Genomic DNA, 16,273 nt, shown 5'->3' on the forward strand with positions numbered 1-16,273 from the left:
GTCAGTGCACCTTGAAGTAGTCGAACGGTTCGTGGCAGTCATTGCACTGGTACAGCGCCTTGCATGCCGTCGAAGCAAAACGAGTAAGTTCGCGGGTGTTCAGTGAGTGGCAGCGTGGGCATTTGACGCTCAGCCCGAGCATCACTTTGCCGCCATCTTTCGATAACCCGGCTGGTGGAGCGATACCGTATTCAGCGAGTTTCTTCTTGCCTTCTTCGGTCATCCAGTCGGTGGTCCACGCTGGGCTCAGCGTGAGTTCGACGCGCGCGCCGGCATAGCCTGCTTCGCGGAACGCGAGGCGCAGGTCATCGGCGATCGTATCCATGGCCGGACAGCCGGAGTAGGTTGGCGTGATGGTCACGACGGCGGTGTCGCCGTCGAGCTCAACGTCACGCAGGATACCGAGGTCATGGATGCTGAGCACCGGGATTTCCGGATCGTTCACGCTGGATGCGATGTTCCAGAGCGTGTCCTTGTCGGCCACCGTGTCTTGCTCGATTGCCGGCGCGCTACGTCGATCAGTTGTCACCACTTAACTCCTGGGTGTCGGCGGGCCAACACCTGCATTTCCATCAGGATGTAGCCCAAGTGTTCAGAGTGGTTGCCGGAACGGCCGTCAACCAGGGCACCTGGCTCCCCTGGGACCTCGAGCGAGGCTTCTTCGAGGACGGCCTTGATGCGGGTGTCCCACTCTTCGCGGAGGGTTGATGGCAGTACGGCGATGCCCTTTTCGGCGAGACGTTCCTGCAGTGGATGGTCGATGAAGATCTCTTCGACGTGTGGCCACAGTACGCGGAACGCGTGGACCATCTTTTCGTGCGACTCTTCGGTTCCCAGGCCAAGGCGCAGGGTCCATTGTTGTGCGTGGTCCACGTGGTACTGGACTTCGCGCAGGGACTTATCAGCGATCGCCGCGATCAGCTCGTCTTCGGAGTTCACCAGCCGCGAGTACAGCAGTTCAAGGTAGACCGAGAACAGTAGCTGGCGTGCGATGGTCACGCCGAAGTGACCGTTGGGTTGTTCAACCATGACGAGGTTACGGAAGTCGTCTTCGTCACGGAAGTATGCGAGCTCGTCTTCGTCCTTGTCCCAGAACTTACCTGCGAAGGTCAGGAAGGAGCGGGCATGGCCCAACAGGTCCAACGCGATGTTGGCTAGGGCGATGTCCTCTTCCATTTCTGGGGCGTTGGAGACCCACTTCTGCAGGCGTTGCGAGAGGATCAGCGCATCATCGCCAAGCCAGAGCGCGTATTCGGCGACGTCTTCGGAGCTTGGGGCTTCCTTGAACGCGATGTCTTCCGGGCGCAGAGCGTGGCCTGGGGTGACGCGAGTAGCGGAGGCGACGGAGTCGCCGTAGCCAGCCAGTTGCTCATCGAGTTCCTCAGACTTCACAGGTGCTTCACCCCTTCAGACTCGGTGTAGTACATGGCGTGGCGGTAGTCCTTGCCCTTTGGCGATTCAAAGAACGCGCCCTTGTCCTGCGGGTCCGAGGCAATGATGTCGTCGGACTGAACAACCCACAGGGATACGCCTTCGTTGCGGCGGGTGTAGAGGTCGCGTGCGTTGCGGACCGCCATATCGGCATCCGGTGCGTGCAGGGATCCGGCGTGCACGTGGGAGAGGCCACGTGACGAACGGACGAAGACCTCCCAGAGAGGCCATTCGTTGGTGTCTGCGAGCGATGCGCCGGTTGCGTTCGTTGGGTTCTCTGCGCTCATCAGGCTGCCTTCCTCACTTTTTCCTGCTGCTTACGTGCGTATGCTGCAGCGGCCTCACGTACCCAGGCCCCGTTCTCGTGTGCCTGGCGACGGTGCTCGAGGCGCTGGGCGTTAGCTGGGCCACCGCCCTTAACGACGCGCCAGAACTCGTCCCAGTTGAGTTCCTTGTGGATCCACTTGCCGGCTTCTTCGTCGTAGTGCAGGTCTGGGTCTGGCAGGGTTAGGCCCAGGAACTTGACCTGTTCTGCGATCATGCCGACGAAGCGCTGGCGCAGGTCGTCGTTGGAGAAGCGCTTGATGTTCCAGGCCATGGACTGCTTGGAGTGCTTCGAGTCAGCATCTGGTGGGCCGAACATGCACAGTGCTGGCTCGTAGAAGCGGTTGATGGCGTCCTGGGCCATCTGCTTCTGCTCTTCGGTTCCGCGGGCGAGCGCAAGCAGGGCTTCGAAGCCCTGGCGCTGGTGGAAGGACTCTTCCTTGCAGACGCGGACCATCGCGCGGCCGTATGGAGCGTAGGAGCAGCGGCACAGTGGAACCTGGTTGGCGATCGCCGCGCCGTCCACGAGCCAGCCGATAGCGCCGATGTCGCCCCAGTACTTGGCTGGATAGTTGAAGATCGAGGAGTACTTCGCGGTGCCGTCGAGCAACTGCTCAACGAGCTCATCGCGTGGAGTACCGAGGGTTTCTGCTGCCGAGTACAAGTAGAGGCCGTGGCCGGCTTCGTCCTGGACCTTGGCGATCAGGATGGATTTGCGCTTGAGGCTTGGTGCGCGGGTAATCCAGTTGCCTTCAGGCTGCATCCCGATGATTTCGGAGTGTGCGTGCTGGGAGATCTGGCGCACCAGCGTCTTGCGGTAGGCCTCGGGCATCCAGTCGCGCGGTTCTACACGTCCGTCTTGTGCGATCAGGGCCTCAAACTCGGCTTGCGGATCAAAGTCCTGGCCGGTTTGCTCGGTCACGGTGGTGCTCATGATCAGCTCCTGCTTCCGATGAATAAGGGTATGAGGGGCCAGTTAGATTTACTGACCGTTCGTTCAGGATATGTGATAACACTCTCACAAGGCAAGTTATTTCGCTGTGCTCAGGCGGTGCTAACACTGTTAATAATCGCCGCCTAGCGTGGGCCTTGTAAACCATGCGGTGGCCTTATAAACAACGATGCGGTGGCCGGCACACGCTAGGTGTGCCGGCCACCGCATCGTCATGTGGGCCGCTTGTCGCGGACCTTGTTAGAGGACCTTGGCGAGGAAGCTCTGGGTGCGTTCCTGTTGCGGGTTACCGAACAGCTCCTCTGGCGGGCCTTCTTCGCAAATGACGCCGTCGGAGAGGAAGAGCACGCGGTCGGAAACTTCGCGGGCGAAGCCCATCTCGTGGGTCACCAGGATCATGGTCATGCCTTCTTGCGCGAGTTCGCGGATCACCTGGAGCACTTCCCCAACCATTTCGGGATCGAGTGCGCTGGTCGCTTCGTCGAACAACATGATCTGCGGTTCCATAGCGAGCGCGCGGGCGATTGCTACGCGTTGCTTCTGGCCACCGGAGAGTTCCTGCGGGCGGGCCTTCGCTTTGTCCCCAAGCCCTACGCGCTCAAGCAGTGCCGCGGCTTTTTTGCGACCCTCCTGCTTATTCACTCGTCCCAGCTCAACCGGGGCGAGCATCACGTTCTCTTCAACCGTCATGTTCGGGAACAGGTTGAAGTGCTGGAACACCATACCGATGTTCTGACGAACCTTGTTGATGTTGACCTTGGGGCTGGTGATGTCTCGGCCGAGGACCTTGACGGTCCCGCCCGTGGTTTCTTCAAGCCGGTTGAGGCAACGCAGGAACGTGGACTTACCGGAACCCGATGGGCCGATCATCGAGATGACTTCGCCGCGCTTGACGTTGAGGTTCATCCCCTTAAGCACTTCGTTCTTGTCGAAGGCTTTGCGCAGGTCGGTGACCTCGATGACGGTTTCGGCCGCCGCATCGGACACAGTTGGTTCCAGCGCGGCTGCCTCCGCCGCCGCATCCTGTGCCGCTGCATCCTGTACGGCTGCCTCGTCTACTTTTTTCTCGGTTGCTTCATTGCCGTGTGGTTGGGTACTCACTTGTTCACCTTCTTATCCACGAGGTCAGCAATCCACGTGAGGATGGTGATGACCACAAAGTACATAATGCCGACGATGATGAGGGTTTCAGTCACGCGGTAGTTCGCTGCGTAGATCTGTTGTGCCTGGTAGAGCAGCTCTGCGAAACCGATGGTCAGCAGCAGCGAGGAGTCTTTGAGCGTGATCACGAACTGGTTGATGATCGAAGGCGTCGAGATCTTGACTGCCTGCGGGACTACAACCCGGCGCATCGACTTACCCCATCCCATGCCGAGGGAACGCGCAGCTTCCATCTGGCCTGGGTCCACGGCTTGGAGGCCACCGCGAACAATCTCTGTGAGGTAGGCGCCCGCGTTGAGGGCCAGCGTTGCGACACCGGCAACGAAGACGTCGCCCTTCACATCGAAGAGCTGTGGCACACCGAAGTAGAACAGGAACGCCCACACAAGCAGCGGGGTTCCGCGGAAGATCGCGACGTAGGCGCGTGCGATGCCGCGCAGCACGATGCTGCCGGAGATGCGCATGAACCCGAAGATGAGGCCCAGCACCATCGCGATCACAAACGAGACGCCGGTGATGACCAGGGTGTTGATGAGGCCCTTCTGAAGTGCTGGCCAGGACTGCTTGAGCAGGCCGATGATGTTGCCGGCGTTTTCAGCTTCCTGTGGGTCGAGGTACTTGCTCATGATCTTCTGGTATTCGCCAGAAGCCTTGAGGTTGGCAAGGCCGCGGTTGAAGGCCTTCAGCAGGTCCTGATTCTGACCTTTCTTGACCGCAAACGCGTAGTCGCCACCCGGGATCTTTGGGGTCACGATTTTCAGTCCGGAGCCCTGGGTGATGCCGTAGCGCAACACCGGGTCGTCATCGAAGACACCTACTGCGGAGCCGTTCTTGACGGACTGGACCATCGCGGCGGACTGGTCGAGAGGCTTGATTTTGAAGCCGTATTCTTTAGCGAGCTTCTTGGCGGCGCGTTCACCTTCGGAGCCGCCCTTGGCGACAACGGTCTTGCCTTTGAGGTCTTCATACCCCTTGGTTTCGTCATCGTCTTCATTGATCGCCATCACAGAGCCGGACTCGTAGTAAGCATCCGAGAAGTCGAAGATCTTCTTACGTTCGTCCGTGACACCCATACCGGCGATGACGCCGTCGGCCTGGCCGGAGGTCAGGGATGAGACCGCGGCCTGGAAACCAAGCGATTTGAGATTGACTTTGAAGCCTTGGTCTTGAGCGATCGCATCCAGCAGCTCCATGTCGATACCGATCATCTCGCCGGTTCCTGGTTCGCGGAACACGAATGGCGCGAAGGTGGTGTCGGTTGCAATCGTGAAGGTCTTGCCTTCCACGGAATCTTCGCCTTGTTTTTCAGCAGGCGATGCGGTGGCCGGCACGGTTGCCGATGGCTGGAGTCCAGTGGCGGCGTGAGCTGTTGCGGCTGGCACCAGGATGGCTGCTACTAGAGCGACAAGCATCGCCCAGATGGTCATCCGCGTCAGCGGGAGCTTGCCTTCCTGACTCTGTGCCCCGGTTGCATAAGAGTGCGAGTAACTCATATCGGGTCCGTTTCTTTTGTCTCAAGTTCGATCCGTCGCTAAAGCGCGGCGGCCCTACACCCGAGGCGATGACGAACCAACGGCATTCACCCGTGGGTGAGGAAGGTCACAAGGATGCAAGCCTAGCGGCCCTGAGGCTCTCAATCCACTTGAGATGATGGTTATACCGGTTTTCTAGCCGTCCATTGTCGGTCGATTTGACACCGTATTGAGGCTCGAGAGAAGAGGTCCGATGCCAGGAAATCCGTGGGATGCAGCACTGCATGGAGGGTGGCTCTTAACGCCTGCTAGCAATTCTTGCGTCATCGAGCCTCGTAATATTCAAGCTGCCGTGTGGTTCGCTCGTGGTTCTGCGCATTATCGAGTCCAGGAGCAAGATTCGCTTTGCAACACTTTGATGGCGTTTGCCTCCTGGTGCATTGCTGGCAAGGCCGATGCGCAGGTCGATGCGCACGTCGATGTGCACGCGACGCACAGCTGCGTCTCTTTCACGGGCCGAGCCTCGGAGGTGGAGGCAGCCTGGGCACGGCTCCTTCGGTTGGCTTCTGGGGATGCCGAGGTCGAGGCCGCAACCGAGGCTTCCCTTCAACGGGTCTCGCTCACGCATCATTGCCCGCAGCACTGGGTCGCTGATGCGGCGATCCGCACGGGCTTCACGGAATGGACGGCGCAGGCCCTCCCGGGCGTCGAACCACAACGGGACACTGCCCCGTCAACCTCCGTGGTGACCGAACTTTTCGGCCCCGGCGTCGCTCGCCTGTGCACGTTCACGGGACACGATGCGCCCGGGGAGCACAACCTCGTGAGCCTCAGCAGCCCCGCCACCACCCATGCAGATGATGCGGCTACGGGGTCGGTTTTGCGCGGCGGATCCAGTACGACTAGCACTTCTGGAAACCTCCAGAGGGCAGGGCTGTTCGCGATGAAGCCCACGAAGGTAGCGTTCACAGCGCTACTACCCCACTCTGAAACCGGGTTCGCCGCCGCCCACGTGATCCGCACCCAGCTCAACGCCTACCTGGCACAACAGGCCACGGGCCAGGCCGAGCTTGAGATCACGGCGCTCGGCGACACCCTCGGCGTCACCGCACTCACGCCCGCCCCGGTAACGGATGCGGAACGCGCCCAGCTGGTTGAGCACGCCTTCACGAATCCATCCGATGGCCTAGCCGCCGAAGCCGCAGCCAGGCACACCGGGGCCGCCGAAGCCGCCGGCGAGCGCGGTGCGTTCTCCGGTCCGTCTTTCTCACCTGAGCGGGCGTTCAGTTCGCGGCCGTTTGAGCCAGTAGTCAACGCGGATGCTGTTGTGAAGGTTGTGGGGATGGCTCGCAAAACCGTCCATCTGCCGTTCAGTAGCACCACTGCCCCGGAAGGCCGGGACTGGGTCAGGTCTTTAGAGTGGCGGGTCGGGTCTTTAGAGTGGCGGGTCGGGTCTTTAGAGTGGATTGTGCCGCCGCTGCACATCGACGAGTTCCCTACCGAATACCGGGGATGGGACACGGATGTGCTCGCGACCATCGGGGAGGACACGTTCGCGGTGGCCCGCATGGAGCCCGGCAGTACGTCTGAGGTTGAGTCGTTGCAGGGTTTGTCCATCAAACTCCCGGGTGCTGTGATCGAGGATGAGGCTGGCCCGCATACGTGGTTCGATGCCGCGATGCGGCCTGTTGTGTGCGCTCCGGAGACCTTCCATGGCCAGTTGCGCGAGGACCTGGATAAGATCTTCGCCCGCGCCCCGCGGTTGAAGGGCCCAGCGCCCGATGCGGTCGTTGCCGCGCGTGCGCACGCCGCGCAGGGTAGTCGGCGGCGCAAGCGTGCACTCATCGGCGGGGCTGTGGGCGTGGTCGCGCTCTCGGCTTCATGCATCGTGGGTCTCCTGACTCTCGTGTAGCCGCGCGCTATGCCGTGAGCGGAGTTGGTTGACGCCAGTGTGCGTGAACTTATTGGATTAGTCCTATGACTACGAATCCTGAATCTTCTACGCCGGAAGCCACCACCGCGCCGGAAGTGACCGCCGCAACGGAGAGCGCTCCGCAACCGCCGGTAGCGGAGAAGCGGCCCGTTTCGGTCACGCATCACGGCCACACTCGCACGGATGAATACGAATGGTTGCGGAACTCGGAAGACCCTAAGGTCATCGAGCATCTCGAGGCTGAGAACGCATACGCCGATGCCGTCACCGCTGCGCAGAAGCCTCTGCGAGACGCAATCTATGAAGAGATCGCGGCACGCGTCGTACAGACGGATGTTGCGGTCCCGAAGCGTTCGCGCGGCTGGTGGTACTACGCTCGGACGGTTGAGGGATCGGCGTATCCGATCCACGCACGCGTCAAGGCCGCGGACACCGGGAACCTAGCCGCGGACTGGACTCCGCCTGCCCTCAAGCCAGGCGAGCCAGTCGAGGGCGAAGAGATCCTCGTGGACGGCAACGCGCTCGCCGAAGGCCACACGTTCTTCGCGCTCGGCGGGCTCGATGTGTCCCTCGACGGCACCAAGCTGGTTTACGCCGCGGACTTCACAGGCGATGAACGCTTCACCGTGTTTATTAAGGACCTCACGACGGGGCAGTTGCTTGCCGACCGCATCGAGGGCGCGTTCTATGAGCCGGTTTTCAGCCCGGACGGGCAACGCATCGTCTACACCGTGGTGGATGAGACATGGCGCCCGCACCAGATCAAGGTCCACACGATCGGCACGGATACGGCCGAAGACACGGTCTTGTATCAAGAGGATGACGCCCAGATGTGGCTCGGTGCGGCACCGAGCGATGATGAGCAGGACCTCGTGATCGTTGCAGGTAACTCCGAATACGCCGAGACCTGGATCTGGGAAGGCATGAAGGCTGGAACCGAGCCGCGTCTTCTGGTTTCGCGCGAAGAGCGCATCCTCAACAGCGTGGCACCGGTGACGGTCGATGGCCGCCGCCAGGCCCTCATCCTCCACGACGCGGACGCCCCGAACGGACGCCTCGACATCGCGGACCTCGCAACGGTCACGGACCGCTCCACGTGGCGTCCGGTGATCGCCGAGCACCCCGAGACCAAGCTCAACAGTCTAGAAACAACCAGCACCCACGCTGTGCTTTCGGTCCGCGCTGAGACGACCCCACGCATCCGCATCTTCCCGCTGACCGCGCTCACCGATCAAGCTCTCGCCTCTGGTGCTGAGCTGGAGTTCTGGGAGCCGCTTATTGAAGAGGCGGGCGATGCCCCGGTTGCGGTCGAAGCGAGCTCGAACAGCTTCGAAGCGCCCGTGATCCGCTTGCAGAAGGCCAGCGATACCACCCCAAATCAGACCTACGATGCGGACCCGGCCGCGCGCGAATGCCGGCTTCTGCACACCGCGCCGGTCAACAACTACAACCCAGAAGACTATGTTGCGACCCGCGAGTGGGCCACCGCCCGCGATGGCGAGCAGATCCCGCTCACTGTCTTGCGGCGCCGCGATGTGAAAGCCGACGGCACGGCTCCGACGATCGTGTACGGCTACGGCTCGTACGAGATCTCGAACGACCCCCGCTTCGGGTACATGGTCCCGAGCCTTTTGGACCGCGGCGTCGTGTTCGTGACCGCGCACATCCGCGGCGGCGGCGAGCGCGGCCGGCACTGGTACCTCGATGGGAAGAAGCTCAAGAAGGAGAACTCCTTCAATGACTTCGTGGACGCGACCCGCTGGCTCATCGAGGCCGGCTGGGCTGATCCCAAGCGCATCGCAGCATTCGGTGGTTCGGCGGGCGGCCTGCTCATGGGGGCTGTGCTGAACCAGGCGCCGGAACTCTACCAGGCGGTCTTGGCAGCGGTTCCGTTCGTTGACCCGCTGACCTCGATCCTCGACCCAGACCTTCCTCTTTCAGCCCTCGAATGGGAAGAGTGGGGCAACCCGATCGAGGACGAAGAGGTCTACCGCTACATGCTCGGCTACTCCCCTTACGAGAACGTTACGCAGCAGGACTACCCGCTCATCGCGGCCCGCACATCGCTGCATGACACGCGCGTTCTCTACGTTGAGCCAGCCAAGTGGGTTCAGCGTTTGCGCGAGCACACGACCTCCGGCAAGCCAGTGCTATTCACGTGTGAAATGCATGGTGGACACGGTGGGGCCTCCGGGCGTTACGAGCTGTGGAAGGACCGTTCGTGGGAGTACGCGTTCATGCTCAGCGCGATCGGCATCACGCAATAGGCACGATGCGCGCCTAGTGAGCTCAGCCCGCTGATTTACGTCTGGCCCGGCAACGTGATTTTTGACACGTTGCCGGGCCAGTCTTAAGATCGAATAACCGACCGTTCGTTCAGGCTGGATGAATGAGCTTGCCTTAAACCCACCCCGAACACGGCCGGACAGCCTACGCGCCGCCCGCCGGCGCACACCGATTCCGTACACCGATCCAACATCCAGCGTTGCCGAACCAGCGCTTGAATGTATACCGATGTGAAAGAGTGCGTCGATGACAGAAACGAACACCGAGCTCGGCTCGCGTCTGGCTAAGCACCACAAGATCCTTGAATTCGATCACTGCACCCACTGGATGGGGATCGAGCCAATCAAAGTTGAGCCCGGCTACGCAGAAGTCGAGATGACGCCCCGCAAAGAGATGCTCAACGGTTTCGGCATCGTCCAAGGCGGAATGCTCTTCACCTTCGCCGACGTCGCGTTCGCTATGGCCTGCAACGAACCAGCAGGCTCCGAAACCAGCTACACCGTCGCCCAGGGTGTCGACGTGAACTTCCTCAAGCCAGGCCTACCCGACCTTCCGCTGCGGGCCGTCGCCCGCGTCGTGAACCAAGCCGGCCGCTCCGGGCTCTACGACATCACCGTGACCCAGCAGCGTGCCGACGGTTCAACCGAAACCATCCTCGAGTTCCGGGGCCGCTCCCGCACCATCAACGCAGCCCCACCAACCGTGCGCTAACCAACCCGCGCCAGCCCGCCCCACCACAGACTTTTACAGACCTAGAAGACGCCCCTATCTCCCCGCCAGGAGGACACCATGTCAAAGATCGCTCTCTCCGATCAGGGTCAGCTGGACCCAGAAGAGAAAATGAGCGCGGATCAGATCCGCGAAATCCAGACCGAACGCACCGCCAAGATCCTCAAGTACGCGTACGAAAACGTGCCGCTGTACACCAAGAAGTTCGATGACCAGGGCGTACACCCTGACGACTTCAAGGAACTGTCCGACCTCGCGAAGTTCCCGTACACAACCAAGGAAGACCTCCGCATCACCTACCCGTTCGGTATGTTCGCTGTACCGATGGAGCAGGTCACCCGCATTCACGCATCCTCCGGCACCACCGGCCGAGCAACCGTGGTCGGCTACACCAAGAACGACCTCGACACGTGGGCACGCCTGGGTGCACGCTGCTTCCGCATGGCTGGCGTCCGCCCAGGCATGAAGGTCCACAACGCCTACGGCTACGGCCTGTTCACCGGCGGCCTCGGCGCACACGCCGCGATCGAAGCGGTCGGCGCAACTGTCATCCCTATGTCTGGCGGCCAGACCGACAAGCAGATCACGCTGATCGAAGACTTCAAACCAGACGCGATCGCATCGACCCCGACCTACCTGCTGACCATCGGGGACGCGATGCAGAAGAAGGGCCTCGACCCACGCAAAACCTCGCTACGCTACGCGATCCTCGGCGCTGAGCCGTGGACCCAGGAAATGCGCGACGAGCTTGAGGACATGTTCGATCTCAAGGCATCCGACATCTACGGCCTCTCCGAAGTCATGGGCCCAGGCGTCGCCGGCGAAAACTACGAACTGCAGGACGGCTCCCACATTTGGGAAGACCACTTCGCCCCAGAAATCATCGACCCATTCGATGAGCGCCGCCAGCTGGCAGACGGTGAAGAAGGCGAACTCGTCTTCACGACCCTGACCAAGGAAGCCCTCCCGGTCATCCGCTACCGCACGCACGACCTCACCCGTCTGCTGCCGGGCACCGCACGCGAAGGCCACCGCCGCATCGGCCGCATCTCCGGGCGCTCCGATGACATGATCATCCTGCGCGGTGTGAACCTGTTCCCGTCCCAGATCGAAGAGCTCATCTTCAAGGTCGAAGGCCTCTCCCCTCACTTCCAGCTCGAGATCACCCGACCAAAGCGCATGGACGAACTCACCGTCAAGGTCGAACGCCGCGACGACTGCACAAGCGACCGCGCAGACGCTGCAGGCAAGGAACTGCAGCGTCTCATCAAGATCCACATCGGGTCTTCCTGCCGCATCGACGTCGTCGATCCAGCCACCCTGGAACGTTCGATGGGTAAGCTCAAGCGCATCTACGACCTGCGCAACCAGTAAAACCCTGCCCTACCCGCTAAGGTAGGTCACAGAGGAGGGGTGGCTTCCGTTCCAACGACGGAAGCCACCCCAACACGCTTAAAGCCCACGGCTACCACCCACACGGTTTCCACCCACACGGGCTAATGACCAAGGACGGCACACATGACGAGCACCCCCGGAACTGACCCCCGCTCCGATTCCCGCTCCGATTCCCGCTCCGAACTCTCTTCAGAGCCAGCGGCGGGAACCGGCGCGCGCCGCGGACGCCCCGGCTACGACACCGCAACGGTGCTTCGCATCTGCGTCGACATGTTCACCAAACACGGCTACGACGCAACCAGCATGGGGATGCTCGCCGAACGGCTCGGCATCTCCAAGTCAGCGATCTACCACCACGTGCCATCCAAACTCGACATCCTCCGCCAAGCCCTCGACGCCGCGCTCGATCCGCTCGAAGAAGCGTTCCAGCAGCATCTGGCCAACCCCGAACCCACAGCGCTAGCGACGCTGCGAGCGCTCATGGCCGAAACCATCGAGGTCCTCATCGAGCGCCGCCCCTACGTCCTGCTCCTGCTACGGTTGCGCGGCAATTCCGAGATCGAAGTCGCAGCGATGCAGCGCCGCCGCAAGCTCGACCGGCTCACCGCAACCATCGTCGAGCAAGCCATCGCCGAAGGCAGCATCCGAGGCGACCTCAACCCCGGCAACGTTGCCCGCTACATGTTCGGTACCATCAACTCGCTCGTTGAATGGCTGCGTGTGGATGACACGATGTCCACCGAGAGCGCCAAACGCGGCGTCATCTCACTGCTATTCGAAGGCCTCGAAACCTCCCGGCCAACCCTGCAATAGCCCACTCGATAGAATGGACCCTTGTGGATCACCTGATTTCTGAGCTTTCCGGCGCGCCCGCCGGTAGCGTGTCCTCCAACTTGACCCTGCTGAACATCGGTTTCCTCGTCTTCGTCGCGATCGGCAACCTCATGCTTGCTCACCGCAACGAACTCGGTTGGTGGTTCAGCATGCTCGGAACGTTCTTCGGTTTCATCGCGGTGGCCCTCTACCCGGGTAGTGCCAACTGGATGCTCTTGCTCGGCGCGGTGCCGCTGTTCGCCGTTGGCGCGGTGGGTCTTGCTTTGTGGGCTAAGCATCCGCTGGCAGGTAAGTTCACCCGCGCGGTACCGGTCGCGAACTTCTCGATTATGGGCGCGATCATGCTACTCATCTACACGGGCGTGGTAGCGCTTCTGCAGTTCGGCCCAGACCTTGCCTATCCGCAACTGATCTTCTCCGAAACCATGCACATCGCGTGGCTGAATTTCGCGCTCAACGCCCTCATCATGGCGGGCCTGCTTGGTGTCGCTTTCGGATCACGATGGGCGTGGTCGCTCACCGCGATCGGCGGCATCGGCATGACCGTGGCCTCCGCACTGTTGCCACACCTGACCGGTGGGCCGCAGCCGCTGCTGAGCCAACTGTTCGGTATGGTCTTGGTGACCATCAGCGCGATCTATGCGTGGCTCATGTGGTTCCGCCCAACCCCAGAACCCCTCCCGCAGCCGGAAGACGAAGACGACGAAGACTAATGCGGCCTTCGCCGCTAGTTGTAGTTCCTCGGGAGGTTGTGAACGTTCGCGGTAGGTGAAGACCTCCGGGCAGTATGGGGTTACCACAACTCCTGCCTGACCCGGAGGTCTTCATGTCTCACCCTAATGCACCCTTGACTGCTGAGGGTCGCCGGCGTCTTGCCGTGCTTATCGTCGAGGAAGGCTGGACGATTCGTCGAGCCGCCGAACGTTTCCAAGTCTCACCGGCTACCGCATCGAAATGGGCCAAACGCTACCTCGTCGGCGCCCCACTGACGGATCGGTCCTGCAGGCCACGTCGCTGTCCTAACCGGTTGTCTGTTCGCCGAGAACGCCGGATTATTGCGCTGCGGTTCACCCGCCAGTGGGGCCCACACCGGATCAGTTACCACTTGGGTATCCCACGGTCCACGGTTGGTAGAGTCTTGGCCCGGTACCAGATGCCGTTACTGGCCCATATCGATCGAGGAACAGGACTGCCCATCAGGACACCGCACATCGCGCGGTATGAGAAACAAGCCCCAGGTGAGCTGGTGCATGTTGATATCAAGAAACTTGGGCGGATCCCCGATGGTGGTGGCCACCGTATGCTTGGACCCGAGGCGCGCAAGAACGGTGGGTATGGAAAACACGGCAGGGGCTATGCCTTCTTACATCACGCCATCGATGACTATTCGAGACTCGCGTATTCAGAGATCCTTACCGATGAGAAGAAACAGACCGCGGCCGGGTTCTGGCAACGCGCTCAGGAGTTTTTCGCTCAAGCTGGGATCACCGTACAGGCAGTGATGACCGATAACGGCGCCTGCTACCGCTCACGCCTGTTCAACAACACGCTCGGGACAAAGATTAAACACCAGTTCACCAAGCCCTACCGGCCTCAGACCAACGGCAAAGTCGAACGCTTCAACCGTACTCTGACCCAAGAATGGGCCTACGCTAAGACCTATTACAGTGACGAAGCCCGAGCAGCGACCTACGAAGCCTGGCTACATCACTATAATCACCACCGACCCCACACCGGAATCGGAGGCCAAACCCCCGCCCAACGCGTTCACAACCTCACGGGGAACTACAGCTAGTCGGTCTCTGCAGCATGGCCTGCTCTCACGACCTAGCTTGTTCCTGTAGCGCGGCTTGTTGGCAATATTTATTGCACGATTAGAAATCTCTACAAGTTAAACCTCGTCACACAAGACACGATTTCACCTTTTTGCCTCAAAACCTGCAAAAGTGTCTGTAACGCAAGAACCACCTGTGCCATGTGGGCCGGTGGCAGGAACACCTAGTGGGAGGTCTCTATGTCCAAGCCGCAGGCAGTTGAGCAATCTGCTGGCCACCTCATCGTCGAATCACTCAAGGCCCACGGTGTAGAACGCACCTACGTGGTCCCGGGTGAAAGCTACCTCGATGTGCTCGACGGGCTCTACAACTCCGGCATCGAAAGCATCGTGTGCCGCCACGAGGGTGGGGCAACCTACATGGCTGAGGCGGAAGGCAAGCTCAACCAGGTCCCCGGTGTCGCGATGGTGACCCGCGGGCCGGGCGCAGCTAACGCACACGTCGGCCTGCACACCGCGTGGCAGGACTCGACCCCGCTCGTATTGTTCGTTGGTTTGATCCCGTTCCAGCACCGGGACCGCGAAGCGTTCCAGGAATTCGACCCTAAGGCGTGGTTCGGTACCGGCGCCAAGCGCGTCATGGTCCTCGACCACCCGGAGCGTGCCTCCGAGATCGTAGCCGAGGCGATGTTCGCCGCGGTTTCTGGCCGACCCGGCCCGGTCGTCGTTGGTCTTCCGGAAGACGTGATCCGCGAGAAAGTCTCCGTTCCGGTGCACCCACCGATCCCGGTGGCAACCGGCGGTATGACGGTTGAGGACTGGAAGTCGCTGAAGTCCGCGCTGCTGGAATCGGAGAAGCCGCTGTTCGTGTTCGGCGGTAACGACTGGAGCGAGGAAGGCGCTAAGACCTTCACCGCATGGCTTGAAGACCACCAGCTCGCCGCGGCCGCTGAATGGCGTTGCGAAGGCCTCGTACCGTTCTCTTCCCCGTCCTATGTTGGCCCGATCGGCTACGGACGTCCACGCCCCACCTATGACCTCCTCGAAGAGACCGACCTGCTCGTATTCGTCGGAACCGTGCCGGGCGACGTCATCACTGACGGGTTCAACATCCGCCAGAACTGGGAGCAGAAGAACTTCATCGTCTCAATCGACCCGTCGCTGCGCGGCCGCTCCGGCCCAGTGACCCACCAGATCGTCGCTAAGCCAGACACGTTCGTGCGCGACCTCGTCCGCATGGATCTGGATGTGAAGCCTGAATGGAAGGCGTTCACCCAGCGCATGCGCGGCGAACAAGAGAAGTTCGCTACCCTTCCAGAGGCCTCGACCCGCAACGAACAAGCCACGATGGATGCCCTCATGGCGCACCTGGTCCCTGCACTGCCGGAGAACGCTATGGTGACCCTCGGCGCTGGCGAGCACACCAACTGGGCGCACCGCTACTTCCCTACCGAGTTCTATACCGCGATGATCTCCGCACGCAACGGCTCGATGGGGTATTCGATCCCGTCCGCGGTGGCCGCCAAGCTGGATAAACCAGAGCGTTTCGTCGTGACCATCGCAGGTGACGGCGAGTTCCTCATGAACGGCCAAGAGCTCGCAACTGCTGCCCAGTACAACGCCGCGATCCTCGTGGTTGTGATGGACAACGCCGAATACGGCACCATCCGCACCCACCAGGAACGCCAATACCCAGAGCGTGTATCCGGTACCCAGTTGAAGAACCCGAACTTCGCGAAAATGGCGGATGCTTTCGGCGGTAAGGGATTCCTCGTTGAAACCAACGACCAGCTCCCAGAAGCCGTCAAGAACGCCGTGGAAACCGTTGAAGGCGGGCAGTTCGCGCTGATCCACCTCAAGGTCCCGCAGCGCCACAAAGCCTATTAAGCGGCGAAGCCGTCGCGCTTATTAAGCGGCGAAGCCGCGGTGCCTACTAAGCGGACTTGAACGTATAAGGGGCGTGCCAGCTAGCTAGCCGGCAC

14 protein-coding genes are annotated in these 16,273 nt (G+C 61.2%); 8 read left to right on the forward strand and 6 right to left on the reverse strand.

The annotated features are described in order from the left end of the window. Position 1: 1 nt before the first annotated feature. The 6 genes from paaD to J2S67_RS07260 form a co-directional block, all read right to left on the reverse strand. Complete coding sequence (gene paaD, locus J2S67_RS07235) at positions 2-529, reverse strand: 1,2-phenylacetyl-CoA epoxidase subunit PaaD (protein ID WP_377649063.1); 528 nt, start codon at positions 527-529, stop codon at positions 2-4. Then, on the reverse strand, positions 526-1,392 hold the full coding sequence (paaC, locus tag J2S67_RS07240) for a 1,2-phenylacetyl-CoA epoxidase subunit PaaC (protein ID WP_310247627.1): 867 nt from the start codon (positions 1,390-1,392) through the stop codon (positions 526-528). The genes paaD and paaC overlap by 4 nt, the downstream gene beginning before the upstream one ends. Then, a complete protein-coding gene (gene paaB, locus J2S67_RS07245) occupies positions 1,389-1,718 on the reverse strand; it encodes a 1,2-phenylacetyl-CoA epoxidase subunit PaaB (protein ID WP_035757913.1) in 330 nt (109 codons plus the stop codon). The genes paaC and paaB overlap by 4 nt, the downstream gene beginning before the upstream one ends. Next, on the reverse strand, positions 1,718-2,689 hold the full coding sequence (paaA, locus tag J2S67_RS07250) for a 1,2-phenylacetyl-CoA epoxidase subunit PaaA (RefSeq protein ID WP_070490274.1): 972 nt from the start codon (positions 2,687-2,689) through the stop codon (positions 1,718-1,720). Before paaA ends, paaB begins: the two co-directional genes overlap by 1 nt. A gap of 258 nt (positions 2,690-2,947) precedes the next feature. Further along, complete coding sequence (locus tag J2S67_RS07255) at positions 2,948-3,694, reverse strand: amino acid ABC transporter ATP-binding protein (RefSeq protein WP_310248783.1); 747 nt, start codon at positions 3,692-3,694, stop codon at positions 2,948-2,950. 110 nt (positions 3,695-3,804) lie between these two features. Then, positions 3,805-5,361, reverse strand: coding sequence for an ABC transporter substrate-binding protein/permease (locus J2S67_RS07260; protein WP_310247634.1), 1,557 nt, complete (start codon positions 5,359-5,361; stop codon positions 3,805-3,807). 397 nt (positions 5,362-5,758) lie between these two features. Between J2S67_RS07260 and J2S67_RS07265 the strand changes: the two genes are divergently transcribed. From J2S67_RS07265 to J2S67_RS07300, 8 genes are all read left to right on the forward strand, one after another. Beyond that, positions 5,759-7,252: a hypothetical protein gene (locus J2S67_RS07265; protein WP_310247636.1), complete on the forward strand. Its 1,494-nt coding sequence runs from the start codon at positions 5,759-5,761 to the stop codon at positions 7,250-7,252. A 65-nt stretch (positions 7,253-7,317) separates the two neighbouring features. Then, positions 7,318-9,540 carry a S9 family peptidase gene (locus tag J2S67_RS07270; protein WP_310247638.1) on the forward strand — a complete coding sequence of 741 codons (2,223 nt, stop codon included), beginning with the start codon at positions 7,318-7,320 and terminating at the stop codon, positions 9,538-9,540. 265 nt (positions 9,541-9,805) lie between these two features. Further along, a complete protein-coding gene (locus J2S67_RS07275) occupies positions 9,806-10,270 on the forward strand; it encodes a hotdog fold thioesterase (protein WP_070490278.1) in 465 nt (154 codons plus the stop codon). 78 nt (positions 10,271-10,348) lie between these two features. Then, positions 10,349-11,662 carry an AMP-binding protein gene (locus J2S67_RS07280; RefSeq protein WP_310247640.1) on the forward strand — a complete coding sequence of 438 codons (1,314 nt, stop codon included), beginning with the start codon at positions 10,349-10,351 and terminating at the stop codon, positions 11,660-11,662. A gap of 144 nt (positions 11,663-11,806) precedes the next feature. Continuing rightward, positions 11,807-12,496 (forward strand): TetR/AcrR family transcriptional regulator, encoded by a 690-nt coding sequence (locus J2S67_RS07285; RefSeq protein ID WP_310247643.1) that lies wholly within the window; start codon positions 11,807-11,809, stop codon positions 12,494-12,496. Between the two features lie 23 nt (positions 12,497-12,519). Next, positions 12,520-13,230, forward strand: a complete 711-nt coding sequence (locus tag J2S67_RS07290) for a hypothetical protein (RefSeq protein WP_310247645.1) — start codon at positions 12,520-12,522, stop codon at positions 13,228-13,230. Between the two features lie 113 nt (positions 13,231-13,343). Beyond that, positions 13,344-14,312 (forward strand): IS481 family transposase, encoded by a 969-nt coding sequence (locus J2S67_RS07295; protein ID WP_310247107.1) that lies wholly within the window; start codon positions 13,344-13,346, stop codon positions 14,310-14,312. 219 nt (positions 14,313-14,531) lie between these two features. Beyond that, positions 14,532-16,178, forward strand: a complete 1,647-nt coding sequence (locus J2S67_RS07300; protein ID WP_070490283.1) for a thiamine pyrophosphate-dependent enzyme — start codon at positions 14,532-14,534, stop codon at positions 16,176-16,178. Positions 16,179-16,273 lie beyond the last annotated feature (95 nt).

The sequence above is a fragment of the Pseudoglutamicibacter albus genome (genome assembly GCF_031458175.1).
In the GTDB taxonomy this organism is placed as follows: Bacteria; Actinomycetota; Actinomycetes; order Actinomycetales; family Micrococcaceae; genus Pseudoglutamicibacter; species Pseudoglutamicibacter albus.

Bases quoted from the DNA above. Each gene is read 5' to 3' on its own strand.
- J2S67_RS07275 (WP_070490278.1), top strand. From the start codon at position 9,806: ATGACAGAAACGAACACCGAGCTCGGCTCGCGTCTGGCTAAGCACCAC.
- J2S67_RS07295 (WP_310247107.1), top strand. From the start codon at position 13,344: ATGTCTCACCCTAATGCACCCTTGACTGCTGAGGGTCGCCGGCGTCTT.
- J2S67_RS07270 (WP_310247638.1), top strand. From the start codon at position 7,318: ATGACTACGAATCCTGAATCTTCTACGCCGGAAGCCACCACCGCGCCG.
- J2S67_RS07300 (WP_070490283.1), top strand. From the start codon at position 14,532: ATGTCCAAGCCGCAGGCAGTTGAGCAATCTGCTGGCCACCTCATCGTC.
- J2S67_RS07265 (WP_310247636.1), top strand. From the start codon at position 5,759: ATGGCGTTTGCCTCCTGGTGCATTGCTGGCAAGGCCGATGCGCAGGTC.
- paaB (WP_035757913.1), bottom strand. From the start codon at position 1,718: ATGAGCGCAGAGAACCCAACGAACGCAACCGGCGCATCGCTCGCAGAC.
- paaA (WP_070490274.1), bottom strand. From the start codon at position 2,689: ATGAGCACCACCGTGACCGAGCAAACCGGCCAGGACTTTGATCCGCAA.
- J2S67_RS07280 (WP_310247640.1), top strand. From the start codon at position 10,349: ATGTCAAAGATCGCTCTCTCCGATCAGGGTCAGCTGGACCCAGAAGAG.
- J2S67_RS07285 (WP_310247643.1), top strand. From the start codon at position 11,807: ATGACGAGCACCCCCGGAACTGACCCCCGCTCCGATTCCCGCTCCGAT.
- J2S67_RS07260 (WP_310247634.1), bottom strand. From the start codon at position 5,361: ATGAGTTACTCGCACTCTTATGCAACCGGGGCACAGAGTCAGGAAGGC.